The 20,151-nt window shown below is 61.9% G+C and carries 15 protein-coding genes; 3 read left to right on the top strand and 12 right to left on the bottom strand.

The window, feature by feature from the left end; genetic code table 11:
* Window positions 1-20 precede the first annotated feature (20 nt).
* Window positions 21-1,517: a methyl-accepting chemotaxis protein gene (locus ACR9Y2_RS23860; protein WP_435044176.1), complete on the top strand. Its 1,497-nt coding sequence runs from the start codon at window positions 21-23 to the stop codon at window positions 1,515-1,517.
* Between the two features lie 70 nt (window positions 1,518-1,587).
* On the top strand, window positions 1,588-2,937 hold the full coding sequence (locus tag ACR9Y2_RS23855; RefSeq protein WP_435044175.1) for a hypothetical protein: 1,350 nt from the start codon (window positions 1,588-1,590) through the stop codon (window positions 2,935-2,937).
* An 83-nt stretch (window positions 2,938-3,020) separates the two neighbouring features.
* Here the strand turns inward: ACR9Y2_RS23855 and ACR9Y2_RS23850 are convergent, their stop codons facing one another.
* The 3 genes from ACR9Y2_RS23850 to ACR9Y2_RS23840 form a co-directional block, all read right to left on the bottom strand.
* Window positions 3,021-4,346, bottom strand: a complete 1,326-nt coding sequence (locus ACR9Y2_RS23850) for a TldD/PmbA family protein (protein WP_435044174.1) — start codon at window positions 4,344-4,346, stop codon at window positions 3,021-3,023.
* Between the two features lie 19 nt (window positions 4,347-4,365).
* Entirely contained in the window at window positions 4,366-5,937 is a 1,572-nt protein-coding gene (locus ACR9Y2_RS23845; RefSeq protein WP_435044173.1) for a TldD/PmbA family protein, read from the bottom strand.
* Window positions 5,938-6,142: 205 nt separating this feature from the next.
* Window positions 6,143-6,901, bottom strand: coding sequence for a 3-keto-disaccharide hydrolase (locus ACR9Y2_RS23840; RefSeq protein ID WP_435044172.1), 759 nt, complete (start codon window positions 6,899-6,901; stop codon window positions 6,143-6,145).
* 123 nt (window positions 6,902-7,024) lie between these two features.
* Between ACR9Y2_RS23840 and ACR9Y2_RS23835 the strand changes: the two genes are divergently transcribed.
* Window positions 7,025-7,390 (top strand): hypothetical protein, encoded by a 366-nt coding sequence (locus ACR9Y2_RS23835; protein WP_435044171.1) that lies wholly within the window; start codon window positions 7,025-7,027, stop codon window positions 7,388-7,390.
* Here the strand turns inward: ACR9Y2_RS23835 and ACR9Y2_RS23830 are convergent.
* From ACR9Y2_RS23830 to fusA, 9 genes are all read right to left on the bottom strand, one after another.
* Window positions 7,387-8,388 (bottom strand): DUF3592 domain-containing protein, encoded by a 1,002-nt coding sequence (locus tag ACR9Y2_RS23830; protein WP_435044170.1) that lies wholly within the window; start codon window positions 8,386-8,388, stop codon window positions 7,387-7,389. The genes ACR9Y2_RS23835 and ACR9Y2_RS23830 overlap by 4 nt on opposite strands.
* A 37-nt stretch (window positions 8,389-8,425) precedes the next feature.
* Window positions 8,426-9,928 (bottom strand): hypothetical protein, encoded by a 1,503-nt coding sequence (locus ACR9Y2_RS23825; RefSeq protein WP_435044169.1) that lies wholly within the window; start codon window positions 9,926-9,928, stop codon window positions 8,426-8,428.
* A 75-nt stretch (window positions 9,929-10,003) separates the two neighbouring features.
* Entirely contained in the window at window positions 10,004-11,794 is a 1,791-nt protein-coding gene (locus tag ACR9Y2_RS23820; RefSeq protein ID WP_435044168.1) for a MutS-related protein, read from the bottom strand.
* A 19-nt stretch (window positions 11,795-11,813) separates the two neighbouring features.
* Window positions 11,814-12,473: a class I SAM-dependent methyltransferase gene (locus tag ACR9Y2_RS23815; protein WP_435044167.1), complete on the bottom strand. Its 660-nt coding sequence runs from the start codon at window positions 12,471-12,473 to the stop codon at window positions 11,814-11,816.
* Entirely contained in the window at window positions 12,461-13,642 is a 1,182-nt protein-coding gene (locus ACR9Y2_RS23810) for a 6-phosphofructokinase (protein WP_435044166.1), read from the bottom strand. Before ACR9Y2_RS23810 ends, ACR9Y2_RS23815 begins: the two co-directional genes overlap by 13 nt.
* A gap of 71 nt (window positions 13,643-13,713) precedes the next feature.
* Window positions 13,714-15,078 (bottom strand): hypothetical protein, encoded by a 1,365-nt coding sequence (locus ACR9Y2_RS23805; RefSeq protein ID WP_435044165.1) that lies wholly within the window; start codon window positions 15,076-15,078, stop codon window positions 13,714-13,716.
* A 40-nt stretch (window positions 15,079-15,118) separates the two neighbouring features.
* A complete protein-coding gene (locus tag ACR9Y2_RS23800; protein ID WP_435044164.1) occupies window positions 15,119-16,192 on the bottom strand; it encodes a tetratricopeptide repeat protein in 1,074 nt (357 codons plus the stop codon).
* Window positions 16,189-17,790 (bottom strand): chloride channel protein, encoded by a 1,602-nt coding sequence (locus tag ACR9Y2_RS23795; protein ID WP_435044162.1) that lies wholly within the window; start codon window positions 17,788-17,790, stop codon window positions 16,189-16,191. The genes ACR9Y2_RS23800 and ACR9Y2_RS23795 overlap by 4 nt, the downstream gene beginning before the upstream one ends.
* Before the next feature lie 100 nt (window positions 17,791-17,890).
* On the bottom strand, window positions 17,891-19,987 hold the full coding sequence (gene fusA / locus ACR9Y2_RS23790) for an elongation factor G (RefSeq protein WP_435044161.1): 2,097 nt from the start codon (window positions 19,985-19,987) through the stop codon (window positions 17,891-17,893).
* Between the last annotated feature and the right edge of the window lie 164 nt (window positions 19,988-20,151).

Raw genomic sequence — 20,151 nt, 5'->3', positions numbered from 1 at the left:
GCTGCTGACGGAATAAGAGTATGAGATCCACTCCGGCGGTCGAAGAGACCAACCAGGGAGCTCAACTCATGACGGCACGTTGGAGTATTCAAGCACGCATCTGGACAGCCTTCCTGGCGGCGCTGATCCTGGGACTGCCATTTGGAGCCATGGCGATCTGGCAGATGGTGGAGACTTCCCGGCAACTCTCGCGGTTATCCGAACGCGTTCTTCCGGAGGCGAAGATCTCCCTGGAGTTTGAACGCCATATCCTGAACGCCCGTGTACACCTGATCTACTACATGACCATCCAGAAACAGGGGGCCATGGAGAAGGCCTGGGGGCGGCTCGCCATGGCAGAGAAGGAGTTGCGGCAGTTGCGCTCCGTCGCCATGGAAAGCGGAGGTCCGGCTGACCTCGCGAAGGTAGACCGTCTGGCGGAGGGGTATGCCAAGTACATCGCATGCCTGCGTCCGATGCTCGCGAAGGTGGAGGCAGGCAAACACAAAGATCAGGAATTCAGCGAGGATCTCGAGCGCTGGGCCTCGATCGGCGCGCAGATGGTGCAGGATGCAGGCCAATTCAGCAAGGCCAATATTGACGGTGTGCACACGTGGACCTTTGAGATCGAAGCCCTGGTCAACCGAGTCATCACCCGGACGTCCGCTGGTATCGGCTTCTCATTCCTATTAGGCTTCGTCATCTGCTTCCTGGCGTTGCGCCACATGAACCGATCACTCAGGGAGGTAGCGGGCAATCTGGCGGGCGGCGCGGCACAAGTCACCCAGGCGTCATCCCAATTGGCCGCTTCGGCGCAGTCCTTGTCGGAAGGTGCCGTCTCCACGGTTGCCTCTTTGCAGGAGACCTCCATTTCCTGCCGCTCCATCGGTTCGATGATCGAGACCAACACCGGCAACGCCCGGTCCGCCTACGAGATCGTTGAGCACACGGACCAGACCTGCACGCAGGCCGAAGCGTCCATCGGGCGCATGATGCAGGTGATGCACGAGTTGCGCGCCGCCAGTGAAAAGAGCTCAAAGATCATCAAAGTGATCGACGAGATTGCCTTCCAAACCAACATCCTCTCACTCAACGCCGCCGTCGAAGCGGCCCGCGCGGGCGAATCCGGCCTGGGCTTTGCCGTGGTCGCTAACGAAGTCCGCAGCCTCGCCCAACGTTGCGCCGGCGCGGCGAGCGAAATCTCCGGTCTCATCGGCGATTCCGTCCAGCAATCCAACGCCAGCCAGAAGGAAGCCGCCCACGTCTCCACTGCGATGGGGTCCCTGGTGACCTTCATCGCCCGCATCAAACCGCTGGTCGACCAAGTCAGCCAGGGCGGGCAGCAACAGACGAAGGCCATCCAGCAGGCAACCGTTTCGTTGGGCGAGATTGAGCGCATCAGCCACACTACCGGTGCCGCGGCCGAAGAAAGCGCCGCTGCCGCGCACGAATTGGCCGCCCAGGCAAAAACACTCCAGGAAATGGCAGCCGACCTCCATATTCTGGTCGAAGGCAGGAATCAGGCCCAGCCAGTCTGAATTCCTCTGAAACGAGTCCGCTCCTGACTGCACTATTGCGTATTGCTTGTACTAGACGAGGAGTGGACCGATGAAAGACGCATCCAAAGTAAAAGACGTCAGCAACCCCGCCGCGGAAAGCGATTGTTGCCCTACGTTGTCCAAAGATCCTTGCTGTGACGTACTGGACTTCCGCTACAGGCTGCCACACCGCGTGACAGTCAACGAAGCGGGCGGCCGGCCGGCTACGGTCACCGTGGAGGTCACCCTCCATGTCCGCCTCACGCGCTGCCCCGGACCTCTCTTCCTGGGCGATCCCGTTCACACCATGACGCTGCTGCCCGGCGAGCAGGTGAAACTATTCACCTCCGACCGGCGGTCGCGTTTCACCTTCGACAGCACCACCAAAGTGAGTTACCGGAATGAACAATTATCGGAAGACCGGTATTTCATGGCGGCGATGCAGAACTCCATGTCCGACCTGTCCGTAACCGATTCGAGCCACGCCTCGAACTCGGAGAGCGGCAAGTGGGACTTCCATGGAGATGCCAGCGGCTCCATCGGCTTCTTCTCCGCCAGCGCGGATACGAATGCCAATGGTTCTCACAGCGCGTCGTCCACGTCGGACTTCCTGCGGCAGCTCTCCACCCACGCCACGGCCTCGGCTAACCAGTCCGTCCAGGCTACCCACGCTTCGGCGTCGCTTTCGATTGGAGAAGTCAACTCGCGCACGCACACCGAGGGGGAGTCGGAGGACCACTTCGAATCGTCGTCGCGTACGTTCTCCAACCCCAATCACTGCCACGCCATCACCTTCTTCTTCTACCGCCTGAACCGCAAACAGATCGTCAAACTGACGCTGGAGCGGATCGAACGGAGAATAGACGACCCGGCCGCCCCCACACGCGCCTCGCTGAATCCACCCGTGTCCCGCGGGCAGGTCTCAGTGGTGCCCACCAGCGTCCTGGCCACCCAGTCGGACCGTCTGGCTGTCGAAGCCATCGGACGCCAGAGTGTCGCTCTCCAGGATGCCGGCGCCTCCGGCAACACGCTCAGCACCAGTCGAGTCTCGCTGGCCGTCAACTCGGCCGTGCTGAACTCTGCGGCGCCGCTCTCGGCGGCCACACGCAAGGCGGCGCTGGAACAGGTGGACAAGGATCTGGCCTCCAATGGCCTCATCGCGGCACCAGGCGGAGAGGTTTCGCCGGAAGCAAAGAAACTGTTCGAAGTGGTCGTCGAATCCTGCCTGCCCACCCCGGGTCTCATCGTCAAGGGCTGCATCGACGACTGCGACATCTGCGAACCCGAAGTGCAGCGCAAGATCCAGTTGGACCTGGAAGAGCAGGAGCTGCGGAACAAGCTGCTGGCCCGCCAGATCGAACTGCTCGAAAAATCGCAGGAGTACCGCTGCTGTCCCGCCGCGGCTGCGGTGACTCCCTAACCCTTCACCCCCGCAACCAACGACAAACCGGGCCCGCACACCAACCAAGTGTCCGGGCCCGGTTCATTCAACCCCAAAAGACTTCACACTGCGTCGCTGATGCTGTTGAACGGGAACTCCTTCACCACCACCGCGGGCGCAATCATGCCCTGCCCTTCGCCGCCGCGCACGCGCACCGGCTTGCCCATCGCAATGATGTTCTGCAATAACCGCACCGGGCTTTCATTGAACCGGAAGTTCACCACCGGCGACGTCACTTTGCCGTTCTCAATCAGAAACAGCCCATCGCGCGTCAACCCCGTGTACTGCACCGTCTTCGGATTCAGGTTGCGGATGTACCAGAAGCGCGTCACCAGCAGCCCGCGCTCCACCGAAGCGATCAACTCCGCCAGCGACTTGTCGCCCCCATCCAGCACCATCTGGAACGGAAATGGCGTGGGAGCCTTGCCCGCCTTCGCGGCCCAGTAGCGGTCGTAGAAGAGATTCTTCACCACGCCCTTTTCAATCCAGGGCATCGGCGCGGCCGGCAGTCCGCCGCCACTCCACGGCAGCCCGGAGTACAAGCTGTTGAATGGATCAGAATGCAGCGTGATCGACTCGGGAAACAGCTTCTCGCCTACCAGTGTGCCGCCTCCCGGCTTGCTCAAAAAACTGCGACCTTCTTCCGCCGAACGTGCCTGGAAGTTGAACCCCAGCAGCTGAATCAGGTCGCCCACGGCCGTCGGCTCCAGCACCACCGTGTACTTGCCCGGATCCAGCCTCTTCGGGCCCTTCCAGCGCATACACTTCTCAATCGCCGTCTTGCCGATAGCCGCGCCGTCGATCTGCTCGATGCGCACCGCCGGCTGCGAAGCCCAACCTGAACTCGACCCGTCCGCCGTCCGGATCGTCGTCGATAGCCGGGCATCTGTCTGGCGGCCAAAGCCGAAGTTCCCCTGCTTGGTGGCCGTGGCAACGGCGCTGGCTTCCCGCTCGAAAAAGCCCGCCGCGACCAACCCCTGCGCCTTGGCACCTTCAACGATGGCCCGCACATGCGGAATCATCACATCGTTCCGGGCCTTCGCCGTCGACTCCGCAAAATTCTCGTAAGCCGCATACTTCTGCGGACCCAGCGGCGGCACGCGCTCCGGATTTGGAGGTGAAATCAGCGCCAGCGCCTCGGTCCGCTTCACCGCCTCGCGAATCGAGTTGTCGTCGAACTCGTCGATGGACGTGTTGCCGGTCTGGCCGTCCTTCGCCGACGAGATCGTCATTGACTGCTCAATCGTGTAGCCCGAGGTCGTAATGCCGTTCAATGCAAACCGGATCGACGCGCTCTCTGAGCTGTTGATGTTGATATTGCATTCCGGAAACGTGGAGAACGACAGTGCCTTGTCGATCAGCTTCTTCGCTTGTTCCTTTGTCAGCATGGTGCCTGTCTCCTCGCCCCTAGTCCGTCACAATCACATTGATCTGCCGGAATCGCGCCGGCGAGCAGCCGTGGCTCACTGAGTTGATCTGGCCCGGCTCGCCCTTGCCGTCGTTGGCCGCCCCCCACTGCTGCCAGTAGCTCGGCCCCGCAATCAGGTCACACGCCTGCCAGAAATCCGTCGTGCGCGACTGGTACGCCACCTGCGAAACCATGCCCTGCTTCTTGCCACCCTTGATCGCCCAGAACGCATCGCCGCCGAACTGGAAGTTGTAGCGCTGCTGGTCGATGGAAAAACTGCCGTCGCCGTCAATCAGGATTCCGTCTTCCACGCCACTGATGAGATCGTCCAGCGAGGTACCCTGCTTGCCCGGCTCCAGCCAGACGTTGGGCATGCGCTGGAATGGCACGCTCGACCAGCTGTCGGCATAGCAACACCCCCGCGACTCCTTCTCGCCGATCAACGCAGCCTGGTCGCGAATCGTCTGGTAGTGCTTGAAGACACCCTTCTCGATAATCGGGAACTTCGTCGTCTTCACACCGTCGTCGTCATAGGCGGTGGTCGCCAAGCCGCGCTCGTTCGTGCGGTCGCCCCACACGTTGATGATGTCGCTGCCCACACGCTCTTTGCCCAGCTTGTCCGGAGTCAGGAAACTGGTGCCCGCATAGTTCGCCTCGTAGCCCAGCGCGCGATCCAACTCCGTCGAGTGGCCCAGGCTTTCGTGAATCGTCAACCACAGGTGGCTCGGCAGCAGCACCAGGTCCTTCTTTCCGGCCGTCACAGCCGGAGCGTTCAGGTGCTCAATCACCTCTTCCCGCACCCGCTGGGCGTTCTCCACCAGGTTCATGATCGGGATGTACTCATAACCGGCCGTCACCTGCGGGGGTTGGAAGCGGCGTGTGCGCGAGATACCGCGCTTCATGTCCACAGCCGTACCGTTCACCTGGCCATAGGTCTGCAGATTCAACTGCTGGATCGAAGAGCCTTCGGACGAGGCGAAATACTTGTCCTCACTGCGGAACGACAGGTTGCAGCCCGCCGCAAACACACCCTTGCCCTTCTTCACTTCGGCCGCGGCAGAGCGGATCAGCTCCAGCTTCTGTTCCAGCGGCACGGCGAACGGATCGCTCTCGTGCGGAGTCTGCCAGCGGTCGCGATAAGCGCCTACGGGCGCCAGCACCAGCGGCCGCGACTGCAGCACCGCGTTGGCGCGGGCCACCGTAATCGCCTCTCGCGTGATCCGCGCAATCTCGTCTTTGGTGACAAACGGCGAAGCCGCAAAACCCCACGCGCCATCGGCGATCACCCGGACGCCAAACCCGAACGAACCCGTATCGGCGACATTCGGGACTTCCAGGGTTTTGCCGGTGCCGCGCTCTGGATTCAGCCGCACCGTCACGAACTGCCGCCGGTAGCGGATGATGCGAATGTCGCAATAGGTGGCCTTCTGCTTCTTTGCTTCGTTCAGCGCCACCGCGCCCAACGCCTCAAGTTCCGCATTCGGTTGCTTGGATCCCGCCGGAGCGGCAAACAGGCGACTAGCCAGAGCCGTGGCAGCGGAGGATTCCAGAAACGTACGCCTGGTGAGCATCGTGTGTCCCCTTGTGGATTCCAAGAGTATAACCCGTACACCCACCTCAGCGAGGGGCTGACCGTGGTAGTTTTCAGCGGTCAGCGATCAGCGATCAGCGGTCAGCGATCATCCCCGATCAACTGGCCATCGACTAACTCAAGAGCTGAAAGCCGATAGCTGAGAGCTGACAGCAGCTAGCTGCTAGCTCCTAGCAGCTAGCCCCCTACTGCAACAGCGGCGCCGTCTGGCTCGCATCCGTCACGCCCGGAGCCAGTTCCATAATCCGCAGGTTCTTAAAGTGGATCTCCGCCCCTTCCGACTCCATGCACAGATAGCCCTTCTTGTGCGTCGACTTCGCAATGCCGTTCACAAAGGTGCCATTCACCGCCAGCTTGATCACCCCATCCACGGCCACCACCGTGTAGTGATTCCATTGCCCGCGCGGCTTGCAGAGATTCAGAATCGACTTGCTGCGCTCACCCCGAGGATTGTCCGGCACCGTCTTCACCCCGCCCACACCAAACAACTCGCCATGAACATACGCGATCGGCGGATCGAAGTCCGGCTTCTTGTTGATCTTCACCCAGTCGAGTTCCAGCATCTGGATCTCCACGCCATCCGGCAGCCGGTTGGACCCCGGCGTGGCGTTGCTCCACGCAAAGATACCCGAATTCCCACCGGGCTCGACATGCATCCAGTCCACTTCCAGGATGAAATTCTCATACTGCCGGTCGCTGCGCATCACGCCAATCGGATGGCCGGTACAGATCAGTTCGCCATTCTCCACCCGCCAGGTGTCCTTCTCGGTATTTACATTCACCCAGCCGGTGAGGTCCTTGCCGATCAGGTCGCGCCATTGCGGAGCGGCCGATTGAGCCGCCAACCAGGGCGCGGCCGCCACCATCAGCAGCGATGCCAAGCGGAAAATATTCATGAACTTCTGACCTCCGAGGATGAAATGCGCGATTCGTTCATCCAGCATACAATCCAGCGGCAGCCCCACGTCACATTCTCTTGTTGCGTGCTTGACGCCATTCCAAAAATCCAGCAAATTGGAGCAGCGGCCCGCGTCCGGGCCCATCCCTGTCGAGAGAGGTGATCCCCCATGAAGCGGTTCGTGCTAGCACTCATCCTGACGTCGCTCGCTGCCTTCGCTGCCGATGTCAGCGGCAATTGGAAAGCGACGGCCGAAGGCCCCAACGGCGCAATGGAGCGCACTTTCGCATTCAAAGTCGACGGCGCCAAACTCACCGGCGAAACCGTCAGTTCCATGATGGGCAAATCCGTCATCGAGAACGGCAAGGTGGAGGGCGATGCAATCTCGTTCACCATCACCATGAAGTTCCAGGACAACGAGATGAAAATGAACTACAAAGGGAAGCTGTCCGGCGACACCCTGAAGCTCACGGCCGAACGGGCCGGCGGCGATGGCGGCCAGTCGATTGAGTGGACAGCCAAACGCGGCTCCTAAAAGCCCGTCAACGCCGGAATCCCCCAACGGATCACGGCAATCCCGAATAACAGGAGGGCGGCGCCCGCACCCGGCAAGTAGTACGCTTCCTTGTCAATCCCCGGCTCCAGCGCCGCCGTCTCCGGATCCCCCGGCTTGTACGCCACCTCGACGTCCTTCCCCTTCGGGTACTGTCCCGCGATCTCTGAGGCCCACTCCTCACTCGACCCCGCTAACTGCCCAAACCTCCGCACGTTGTTGAACCAAGTCTGGCCATTCACCTCATAGCGGTAAATCACACGCGTCGAGTACGTGGTCGATGTCCTGGTGAAACCCTTCTCGTCCTTCTCCGTAGAGGTGCTCGAACCCTCCTCGTGATACAGAATCCGGCCCGGCACCACAGGCCACTTCAAACTCTCCCGCGCGTTCCACAGATTCATCAGCCCCGGCGTCAGCAGCGCCGCGCCGATCGTCATGAAGATCGCCGCGAAAAGCCCCAGCCCGACTCCGAACATGCTGTTGCCGCGGTCCATCCCGTAATACAGCACCACGAACATAATCGCTGGAATGATGAAGGCCAGCGCGCCGCCCGGCAACAGCAGCGCCTCACTGTGGAAGCCCGGCCGCGCCGCCGCCACCCACGGCTGCTTCGGATCATAGACCACCGTCGTCTCATAGCCCATCGGAAATCGCAGCCGCCGCAGCTCCGCCTCCGACGAGTCGCCCGAGCCCAACGTCTCCCCAAAATGCAGCGTATCCGTCGCGTACTCCTGCCCGGCCACCGCATACCGCAGTTGAATGCTGGCCGAGTACATCGTGCTCCGGTCCCTGGAATTCCGCCTGGTCGAAACCGATGCGCTCGTATCGGACTTCACCACCCGGGCCGGCGCCTTCGGCCAGTGACTGCTCGCCACGCTACGCGAGAGATTGCGGATCCCAGGCACCAGCATCGCGATCCCAATCAGCGCGAACACCGAGGCCCCGCCGACTACGGCAAAGTCGAAGCCCTTGATTTGCATGACTGTCTACTATATGACAATCAGCGGCACGCCCGGCCTACTTCTTGAAGACCCGGAAATGGGCGGCGCGCTTCTGCGAAACCGAGTCCTGCCGCACTTCAACCACAGCCTCGTATTCACCTTCGTTGAACGAGGCATTGCCGATCCTCGCCAGGTAGGGAAACCTGCCCTTCTGCTCACCGGCGAAGGCCGAGCCAGAACCCGAGCGCGAGTCGTCCCTCAGCTTGTCGGTAAAGGCCAGCGTGGTAATCCCGTTGGACTGGCCCTTGCTCAGGATGTCCAGTGTCAGCACAGGCTGCTTCCCGTTCATGTCTGGGTAGAACGTAAAGAAGAGCTCCAGTTGAAACGGCTCGTTCGCGGCAAACGCCGGGCTCAACATCGGGGCCAGTCCCTCGCCGTCATAGCTGATGACCGAATCCCCCTGCATGACATCAATCGAGCGGTCAAATTTGCGGACGAACATCAAATCACTGGCTCCGAGCCCGGGCAGGCTGTTGGCGCCCTCCGCCTCCCCATTGGCCACCGCCGACTTTTCCGCGCTCAGGTCTTCGACTTTGGCCTCCAGCGCGTACTTGGCAGCCGGTAATTGGAGCTCCCTGACAAAATACATCGCGCCTGCTTTCCGCGATTCCAATTTGGAGGCAGAGCCTTTGACGGAATAGTCCTTCGTGCCATTCCAGACAACCGTTCCATTCGTGTCCTTGATGCTGGCCGAAAGGCGTGCTTTTGCCTCGTAACTCCCGCCATTCGTTTTGAACGCCAGGGTGCGCATGGGCACCTCGAGGATGAGCAAGCCGGTCATGGGACCAAGCTTCGCACTGACTTTGGCCATCTGGATCGGGGCTGTCTTCACCAGCCGGGCGAAGATCTGTAGTTCGTCCGACGGCCGGGGCGTCGCCGCCGCCGCGGACTTGGCCACTACACTGGCCGCTTCGTCCTTGGTGGGCACCACCGCACTCAACGCCCTGTCAAGATCCTCGAAACTACGCGCCCAGGACCCGCCGCTGCCCGTGGCCAGTGCCTCCAGCGCCTGTCCGCCTTCGCCCGCGGCCTGGCCGCCAAGGTTCACCGCAATTACAGTAATCGACTTCGATTTGCACTGATCGAGAATCTGCTGCAGCCTGGCCTCGCCATCCTGATTGAACTTCGGGGGTTCGAGCATGGTCACCAGGACCCGTGTTCCGCGCGCCCGCGCAAGTGAGTACGAGGCTACTTCCAGCGCGTTCAGATACTCATTCTGGGTGTTCGCCTGCGCCTCTTTCGCGGCCGCGAGCAGCGTCTTCTCCAAATCCGGCGGCTTCATGAACTTCAATAATTCCTGGCCGTCCCGGCTGCCTGCCCGGCGCACCTCCACCGCCTGGCCCCGTTGAGCCAGCCAGGTGGTCACCCGCTCTGCGGCGCTGGACGCAGCTTTCTCCGTGTTGGCTCCGCTGGTAGGACCGAACAACAGAGAGACCGTCTGAGTCTGCGCGCGGAGAGGCGTCAAAAATTGAATCGCCGCGAATAAAAACAACCACAGCGGCTTTGATTGCTTAACCATGGCCAGGAAGTCCCTCTTGGCCGTAGAGTATTTCACATTTCCGGCCACGCCGAAAGCCGGCAATTTGCCCGTCGCCTATATCGGCACACCAGCCATTCGCGCAATCGCCAGCGCATTTGACTCCTGTGTCACCCCAGGCTTCACCAGGTAATCGAAGTCCATCGGATCAGTACCGTCGCGGCTGCCCATATGGACATTTCTGCCCAGCGTCTCGTCCGCCATCGCCGTCAACGCCAGGTCGTGCGTCGACAATGCCCCAATCGCCCCATACCCAGTGAGCGCCTTCACCACCGCCGCCGCCGCGATGCCGCGATCGTGCGAATTCGTCCCACTGAAGATCTCATCGATCAGGAACAACACCGGCTCGCCCGCCCGCGCATGCTCCAGCGTCAGCTTCAGCCGCTCGACCTCCGCCAGGAATTTCGACCGCCGGTTCAACAGCGAATCGCCCACAGAAATGGACGCGCAGACCCGCAATCCGGACACCTTCAACCGCCGCGCCCGTACCGGAGCCCCTGCCATCGCCAACACACTATTGATCCCCACCGTCCGCAGAAACGTGCTCTTCCCCGCCATGTTCGAGCCACTCACGACGTAGAACGAACCCGGCCCGGGCAGCGAAACATCGTTGCGGACACAAATGCCTTCGGCCAATAACGGATGCCCCAGGCCCTCGCCCTCAAACACCGGCCCGTCGCCCGCCAACTCCGGGAAAGGATCGCCAGGATGTTCATAGGCATAGCCCGCCAGCGCGTTCAACACTTCGAACTCCGCCCAATCGTCCAGCCAGGCGCGCATCTCTTCCTGATGATTCGCACGCCACGCCTCAATCGCCATCGTCATCTGCGTCGCATACAACAGGAACATCGACGGCCCGTAGAACCAGTCCTTGTTGCGCTCGTTCAGCCACCGGATCATTCGCTCAATCCGGTGAATCGAACCAGCCGCACGCGCCTGCCGCAGCGTCTCCACCACCCGCCGCAGCTTCGCGCTCTCAAACTCTGACCCCTGCAGCAGTTCCAGTCCTTCCCGGAACACACTGATCTCGACACCCACCGGCTGCAGCGCATCCACCACGCGCCGCACGTCCGGCTGGTACGCCAATCCCAGGCCGCAGTTCACCGGCACGCAGATCAACACGATCAACACCACCAGCGACCACGGCAGCACCATCGCCAAACCCAGCAGGGCTGAGATCACGCACACCGCGGTCGACACCAGGGCCACAATCCGCACCACCGCCGGAGCCTTCATCACCGGCATCGCAAACCAGCGGTCAAATGTCTCGCGCTTCGACTCCTGCGCCTCAAACCGGCCCAGCAGTCCGATCTTTTCGCGCAACTCCGCCAACGGACGCAGCTCGCGCACGGCATTCTGCCGCTCTACAGATTCTTCCAGGGGGACATGCTCTGTCAGATACTCAGCCAGGCGCCGCCGCCCAATGGCCGTGCGAGCCGTGGCCAGCAGTTCGAACAGGCTACCCTCACCGAACAGGTCGAGATCGCGTTGGAACACATGCTCCGCGTTGTCGAACTCCGCCCCGTCATACCCCTTGCCCGCCCACTCGCCAATCAGCCGCGACAAACCGCACGCCCGCCAGTCCAGCAGCCGCACCGCCTGCGAAGCCTCGCCGTGCCCGCGCGTATAGCGCCGCACGAAATACGCCACCACCGGCAGCGGCAACAGCGGATACCAGGCTGGAAATGCCTTCTCCCGCCAGGCCATCCAGCCCAACCCCAGCGTGAGCACACACACCGCCAGCAGCGCCGTCAGCGCCGTACCCTGGCGCTCGCGCACCGTCATCAGTGCCCGTTCCGCATCCTCAAGCTTTTTCTGATACTCCGCGACAATCGGCGAACCGTCCATCGCACCCCTTCCGGCCTGCTTATTTAACAGCCAGCCATGCCAGGAACATGCCGTCCGGCTCGACGTCTTCCCAATAGGAGATCGGCTTCGACTCCACCTGGCGGCAATGCCGCCGCAGCAGCTTCTTCAGCTCCTCGTCGTGGAACCACTTCTCCCACTGCGGGGTCTCCAGCCGCCCCCAGTGCGCGGCGTTCTTGTCGATAATCACCAGCTTAGCGCCCGGCTTCAACACCCGGCACATCTCCGCCACCGCGCGTTCGATGTCCACCGCATGCTCCAGCGACTCGGTGGCATACGCCGCGTCGAAGCTCGCGCTCCGAAAAGGCAGGTCCAACATCGATCCGGCGACGCGCTCCAGATTCGTATCCGCGAAACGCAGCATCGCCACGGCCAAGTCCATGGCTGCCACTTCCGCCTCCGGATTGCGCTCTTTCAGGATCCGCGCGAACCGCCCCTTGCCGCAGCCGATGTCCAGCGCCCGGCCCGTCCCCAGGTCGCCAAAGTAGTCGACGATCAGCTTCACGTGGTAAATGCGCGGATCGATCGTAGACGGGAAATGCTCTTCATCGCCCGCCGACTCCTCAAACGAACGCCGGATCTCGTTTGCGAGATCCGGCGTCAGTTCACTTGGCTTCTTTTTCGAAAACAGCTTGTCGAAGAGGCCCATTAGGCGCGGCACAGGAAGATCGGCAGGCCCCGCTTGTTGGAGTAGTTCGGGCGGTACCGCTCGGTGTTGTACATCGAGCCCAGTTCCACCTTGCGCGGTCCCAGCTTGGGATCGGGGATCTCCACCATGTCGAAACAGCCGTTGACGATACCCGTCATCAGGCCGCTGTTGCCTTCGGCCAGGGCGTCCATCGCCATGTTGCCGTAGGTGCACGCCACCAGCTTGTCCGTGAAGTCCGGATCGCCCGAGCGCAGGTCGTAGGTCAGGTCGCTGACGATGGTCTCTTCCTTCGTCTTCGCCTTGATCTCCGCCGCCAGGTCGTCACCGACATTGGCCTTCTTCTGGTGGCCGTAGGCGTCGGCCTCGCCGTAATGCTTCACCTGGTAGCCTTCCCACTCGGCGCCTTCCGACAGCAGCACCAGCGAGTAGTTCGACGGGTTGCTCCGCTTGTCCTGCACCAGTAGGTTGATCAGGTTGTCCAGATCCACCTTGAACTCGGGGATGACGCAGCGGATGTTCGTCACATACGCGGTGTAGAGCGCCGTGTAGCCGGCATCGCGGCCGAAGATGCGAAAGATACCGATGCGCTCGTGCGAGCCCACCGTCGTGCGCTGGCGCTGGATGGCGCTCTCGGCGCGCGTGATCGCCGTCGAAAAGCCGATGCAGTACTCGGTGTGCTGCACGTCGTTGTCCATCGTTTTCGGAATCGCGATGACCTTTACGCCTTCGTCGTGCAGACGCCGCGCATAGCTCAACGTGTCGTCGCCGCCAATGGCAATCACCGTGTCGGCGCCCAAACCTTCCAGGTTCTTCAGAACCTGCGTCGTGACGTCGAAAACGGTCGAAACCTTGCCGGCCTTCTCAATGTCCTTCGTCGGGAAGGTCAGGCCCTTCAAATGCTCCGGCAACGACTTCATCTTGGCCGGATTCGTGCGCGATGAGTGCAGGAACGTTCCGCCGGTGCGGTCAATGGTACGGGTATTTAACGGGGTGAGCGGCAGGATGTAGCGCGACTTGCTGTCGGCATCGTCCAGGTTCAGGTGGGTCAGACCCTCCCAGCCGCGACGAACACCAACCACTTCATAGTCCATGCCGACGCCACGGTAGGTCACTTGCTTAATAACAGCATTCAAACCGGGGACGTCGCCGCCGCCTGTAAGGATCACAATACGCTTGGGCATTCTCTCTCCTGGGTCTTAAAGATCTAAAAGAATGGGATGGATGAGTCCAATTTCAGTATAGCTGGTCTGCTTTAGGGTTTGCCGCCCGCTTTCACCAGCTCTTCCACGGCCTGCGCAATCATCGGAGCCGCCTCCGGCCCCACCGAATTCACCTCACCATACCAGCGTTTCGACGCTCCAAAGGTGAACGGCGCCTTCTCATCCCACTGCACCTTCGGGATGATGTAGCCAATCTCGTCATTCGCCAGCCCAAACAACATCTTATACTTAGCAGTCAGCAAACTCTTCATCGGCCGCTCCACCGCCGCGTCCGGGAAATCCGCCCCCGCATCCTTCACCACCCCACCTACACTCAACTCCGGATACATCTCCCCCGGAATCAGGGCCACTTCCAACTGCGGAGCCCCTTGCCCGCTCAACCGCAAATACCCCACCGGAGCGCTCGTCTTCCCGCCCTCCATCGACTGCCGTCCCTTGAACAAACCCGCCTGCGCAGCCATCAGGAACCCGGCATTCGCCACCGGAATCTGTACTAACTTCTCCCGATAGGTGATCGTGTCCACCGTCACCGCCGGCGCCTCGTGCAGCGCCGCATGTGCGTGCTCCGCCACATACTCACCCACCGCCTCGGCAAACCGGAACGTCTCCGCCGGGGCCAGTTGCTTCGTCACCGGATCCATCACCTTCGCCCCCAGCGGCGACTGCATCCCGCCCACCGCGCCATTCACATACACCACCAACCCGCCCTCCAGGCCCTCCAGGCGCGCCGTCAACCCGGCCGGCCAATCCGCCGTGATCAACGTATTCTTGCTGCCCAGCGTCTCCGGATGGTTCGTCCAGTTCACCAACGTGGCAATCCGCTCCCGCCGCATGTCGTTCACCGCCAGCGCCAGAATCTGCGGATCGTGTACCACCGGCGGCCGGCTGTCGTCGAAGTACCCATCGACGTCCTTCGGAGTCACCCCCGCCAGCATCGCCGTCGCCGGGCGCAGCGTGGAAATGCAATCCTTGATGGCCTCCACCGCACGCGCCACCAGCAGCGCGTTATACTCCTCATCGATCCCGCTCACACCCTGCTTCGGCCCCCACAGCCCCATCGTGTCCGGCCCTTCGTGCACATGCGTAGCCGCCACGATCACCGTGGCCTGCGGTACCCCCGCGCGAATCTTTTGCACGTCCTCCCACAGCAGCCCAATCGAGTCCGCCGCACAGATCGCCAGCGGCTTCTCGCCCGTCGACAGCGCGACACAGCGCACCCAAAGTTCGTCGTGGACGCCCGTCGCCGCCCGGCCCGTCCCGAACCCGGCCATGTACACAGGCCGTCCGCTCTTCAAATCAGGAGTGATACTGCGCTTGGCCGCACTGGCCATCAATTCCCCGCCCTGCGCCACACAGGCGCACGCGCACAACAAGGCGGCTGCAATCGTGGATCTCATCGAGAGCTACTCTACCGCACCCGTGCCGCGCGCCCAAGCGCTATTGACCGATTTTATTCATCAGCAGCGGCAGCGGATCGTTCTCCGGCACCGGCGTCGTGCACGTCTGCTGCCGGCTGCGCCATAACGATTGCGCGAAGTCCAGCAAAACCTCAGCCGACTCATTGTCCATGGAGCGCATCTGCTTCTCTTTCAACTCGACATCGTCCAGCGCCTGCTGCAACTGCCCCATCGCCCCCTTCAACTGCCCGCAAATCCTCAGATCCGTCTTGGCCAGTTCCAACACTTTCCGGCTGCGCTCGAACTTCTCTTTCGACGCCAGCCGCCGCGGCGTCGGGTCCAAAGCGCTCAATTCGGACACAAACGCCAGCCGCGCCTCAATCTGCGAATCCCCTGTCCGCAGCCCCTGCGCCCGCCGCAGACTCGCCTGCGCACTCGAGTACTCGCCCAGCGCCATCTCCGCTTCCGCCAAACCCGACAACGCCTCTACGTCGTCCGCCCGCCCGCGCAGCACCTTCCGGTATCCTTCCGCCGCCCGCGCCGGCGACCCCGCCACCAGCAGCAGATGCGCAATCTTCCTCTGCCGGTCCACATCGTCCTTCGCGTCACTCTGGATCAGCAGCACCTCCGCCAGCAGCTTCTGCGGCTGCCCGGCCTCGGCCAGGAACTGCGCCAGTTCCATCCGCACCTCATCCGCCGGACCCGCATTCGCCCACTTCCCGTACACCGCCCGATGGTAATAAGCCTCCGCCTCCGGGTCATTCCCCAGCTTCACCTGCAGCCGCGCCATCGTCAGGTTGGCATCACCCGCATTCGAATCGGCGCTCAGCACCGGCCGCAGCTCCTCTTCCGCATCCACCAGCCGGCCCGCCGCCAGCAGCGCTTCGGCCAGGGCTAACTGATACCCGCGATTCCCTCGCTGCAGCACATGCGCGCGCTCCAGCAGCTTCACCGCCCCGGCCGCATCCCCCCGGCTCAGCAGCCGCACCCCCTCCTGGTAGTGAGCCCCAGCCTCGCTCAGGATTTCATTCCGCTCCAATCGCGCCAGAAACTGATCCACCACGATCAGCCCCAGCACAATCGCCAGTACAGACAGGATGAACCCCGGCTTCATCGCGATCCCTCCTGCGCCACCCCGAACGCCTTCAGGATCGCCGGCAGCCGCACCACCCCCAACAACTGCGAAATATTCGCCCGGCTCACCACCGGCAGCATGTTCCGATGATGGTCGCCCATCTTCTCCAGGGCCAGGCTCAATGGATGGTCGGGATGCACAAACGGATACTCACCACCACCCGCCGTATCCTCCAGCCGCGACTGCCCAACTGCCAGCAACTCCTCAGCCGTCAACCCCGCCGCGGCCTCCATCACATCGTCCACACTCAACCGCGCCTGGTGCACCCGCTCCTCGCCGCTCGGCAGCGATACGCCCTCCTGGTGCGCCAGCGCCTCGTAAATGGGCTGCCGCTGCAGCCTGTACGATACGAAGAAACTGATCAGGTTCGAAATCATCAGCGGCACGATGATCGAGTAATCCCGGGTCATCTCGAAGATCATGATCACCGACGTCAGCGGAGTCCGCACAATGCCCGCAAACGCCGTCCCCATCCCAATCAGCGCATACGCGCCCGGATTCGCCGTCACCCCCGGCAGCAGCACATGCGCCACGCTCCCCACCGTCCCGCCCACCATCGCCCCGATGAATAAGCTTGGCCCGAAGATGCCGCCCGCATTGCCCGACGAGTAACACACCGCCGTCGCGACAATCTTCAGCACCACCAGCAGCGCAATCGTCCGCAGCGCCATGTCGCCGTTCAATACGCGCTCCACATAGTCGTAACCGACACCCAATACTTCGGGCCAGTACCAGCCCAACAGCCCCACCAGCAAACCGCCCACCGCCGGCTGCAGCCACACCGTCTTCGCCGGCAGGCCGCGGAACCAGATCCGCAAACCCAGCAGCAGCTTCACAAAGGCCACAGACGCCAACCCGCCCACCACACCCAGCACCGCGTACACCACGAATTCGATCGGGCTCACCAACTGGTACGCCGGCACATGAAACAAAGGCTCGTCGCCCAGAATCATGTGCAGCACCATCCACGACGTCGCCGAACTGATCACCACCGACCCCAGCACCGGCGCGTGCAAATCCCCCAGGATCTCCTCCAGCGAGAACAGCACCGCCGCAATCGGTGTATTGAACGCCGCCGCCAAGGCAGCCGAACACCCCACCGGAATCAGCGCTTTCACATCGTCGCCCTGCAGCCCGCAACGCCGCCCCAGCACAGACGCAATACCGGCCCCAATCTGGACCGAAGGCCCCTCGCGCCCCAGCGCAATGCCACTCGCCAGCGACGTGGAACAGCACACAAACTTGCCCAGCACCGTCTTCAGCGAGATGTAGCCGTCGTGAATGAATATCGCGAACTTCGTCTGCGGAATGCCGCTGCCCCGTGCGCCCGGGAAGTACTTCGCCAGCAGCCAGCCCGTGCTCAGCGCGCCCAGCACCGGCACCAGCACCCGCCGCCAGGCTGCGCCCCCCGGTGGGTACATCCGCGCCGCCAACCGCCCCGTCAACAGGATGAAGGCAACAACAACCAGCCCCACCACCGCACCAATCACGAAGCTCAGCACCAACTGGGTCTGCCCGGATTTGCCCGGTGTTCGCTCAGACCATTGCCGCATCCAGCGCCCAATGGAATTCAACATTCTTTTAACAGGATAGGCGCATCCCCCCGGCCGCCACAAAACAGAACGGGCCGGAGAGGCGCCCATGCCCGTCCGGCCCGTCCCACCAAACCAATTCGGACTATTCGTCTTCGTCCACTTCGCCCGTCGCCGAAGCCTTGTACGCCGCGATAATCTTATCGGCGTTCAAGGCAGGCACGTAGTCGTAGTGCGAAAACTCCATCGAGAACGACGCCCGGCCCTGCGTCATCGACGTCAGGTCGTTCTGGTACGTCAGCATCTCCGACATCGGCACCACGGCGCGAATAATCTGCGTCCCGCCCTTGGTGTCCATGCCACTGATGCGGCCCCGCCGTCCGTTCATGTCGCTCATCAGGTCGCCGGCATACTCCACCGGTCCGGCCACTTCCACCTTCATGATCGGTTCCAGCAACGTCGGCTTGGCCGCCTCCATCGCCAGCTTGAAAGCCTTTCTCCCGGCAATCTTGAACGCCATTTCCGACGAGTCCACATCGTGGTACGACCCGTCGTACAGCGTCACCCGGAAATCCACCACCGGGAACCCGGCCAGGTAGCCGCGCGCCGCTGCTTCCAGAATGCCCTTTTCAATCGCTGGAATGAACTGCCTCGGCACAGCGCCGCCAAAGATGCTGTTGACATACTCGAAGCCGCCGCCGCGCTCCATCGGCTCCATCTTGATCCGGCAGTCGCCGAACTGGCCATGGCCGCCCGTCTGCTTCTTATGCCGCCCATGCACATCCGCAAACCCGCGAATCGTCTCGCGGTACGGAATCTTCGGCTGCCGCAACTCCACTTCCACGTTGTAGCGCTTCTTCAACCGGCTCACGATCACTTCAATGTGCTGCCCGCCGCTGCCCGCCAGCAGAAAGTCCTTCGTCTGAGGATCCCGGTAGAATCGCAGCCCCTGGTCTTCTTCCAGGATCTTCGACACCGAGTTGCCCATGCGGTCTTCGTCGTTCCTCGACTTCGCCGCAATCGCATACGCAATCGATGGCTCCGGAATCTCTACCTTCGGATACTCCACCGAATCGCCCTTCTCACACAGCGTATCGGCCGTCAGCACTTCCTTCAGCTTCGCCACCACACCAATGTCGCCCGCATGCAGCTCGTTCACCGGCTGCAGCGTCTTGCCCATCGGCACACTGATATGCGCCAGCCGCTCCTGGCTCTTGCTGCGCATATCCACCAGCGTCATGTCGTTCTTCAGCACACCCGTGCAGACCTTGAAGAAGCTCAACCGGCCCGAGAACGGATCGGCCACTGTCTTGAACACATAGGCCGTCACGTGATCCTTGTCCGTGATCGCTTTGAACTCTTCGTGGTCGCCCACCATCGCCTTCAACGCCGGATGCTCCGTCGGATTCGGGCAGAACTCCTGCAGGAACTCCATCACCAGGTCCGTCCCAATGTTGCGCAGCGCCGAGCCGCACATCACCGGGAAAATCTTGTCGTCCTTCACCGCGTCGTGCAGGCCGGCCATGATGTCTTCGACCGGCAGCGTGCCGTTCTCGAAGAACTTCTCCATCAGCTCGTCCTTGCCCTCAGCGATCATTTCGATCAGGGCATCGTGCGCGGCCTTCGCCTCATCGGCCATCGACGCCGGAATCGGGATCTCCTTGCCCTGCCCGTCGCCGTCCGGCGTGTAGGTCCAGGCCTTCATCGAGATCACATCCACTACGCCATTGAAATCCCGCTCCTTGCCAATCGGCAGATAGATCGGGACGCAATACCGTCCAAAAATCTCCTGGATGTTCGCCAGCGCCCGGTCAAAGTCGCTGCGTTCGCGATCCAGCTTGTTAATCAAAAAAGCGCGCGGCAGCGCATACTGCTCCGCGTACTCCCATACCTTCTCCGTCATCACTTCGACGCCGGCGACGCCATCCACTAAAATCAGTGCGGCATCCGCGGCGGCCATCGAAATCTTCGTGTCGTACATGAAGAGGTTGAAGCCTGGCGTGTCGAACACGTTCAGCTTCTTCTTCTTCCATTCCACGACCGCGAGAGAGGTGGAAATCGTCAGCTTCCTGTTGATCTCCTCATCGTCGAAATCTGTGATCGTGTTGCCCTCGTCAACCCGAGTCAAGCGGTTCGTTGCGCCGGTGGCAAACAACATGCCAGCCGCCAACGTCGTCTTGCCGCTATGCCCGTGACCGACGAGGGCCACGTTTCGGACTTCAGTGCTTTCGTATACCTTCACTTGGCACACTCCAAGAGTGGATTGGGCGCCGATTAACAGGACAGGCGTCCGTCTGAGCGGAATCGTATCACAATTGAAATAGAGGAATTGGGACCCGATCCTCCACTATGCCGCAAGGCCCTGCCCGCCGTGCTATCAAGGTGTTTTACCTTCATTCCGATAGG

The organism is Paludibaculum fermentans, assembly GCF_051172195.1.
Taxonomy (GTDB): Bacteria; Acidobacteriota; Terriglobia; order Bryobacterales; family Bryobacteraceae; genus Paludibaculum; species Paludibaculum fermentans_A.
Note: the sequence above shows the minus strand (reverse complement) of the source record. Positions and strands in the feature narration are given on the sequence as shown.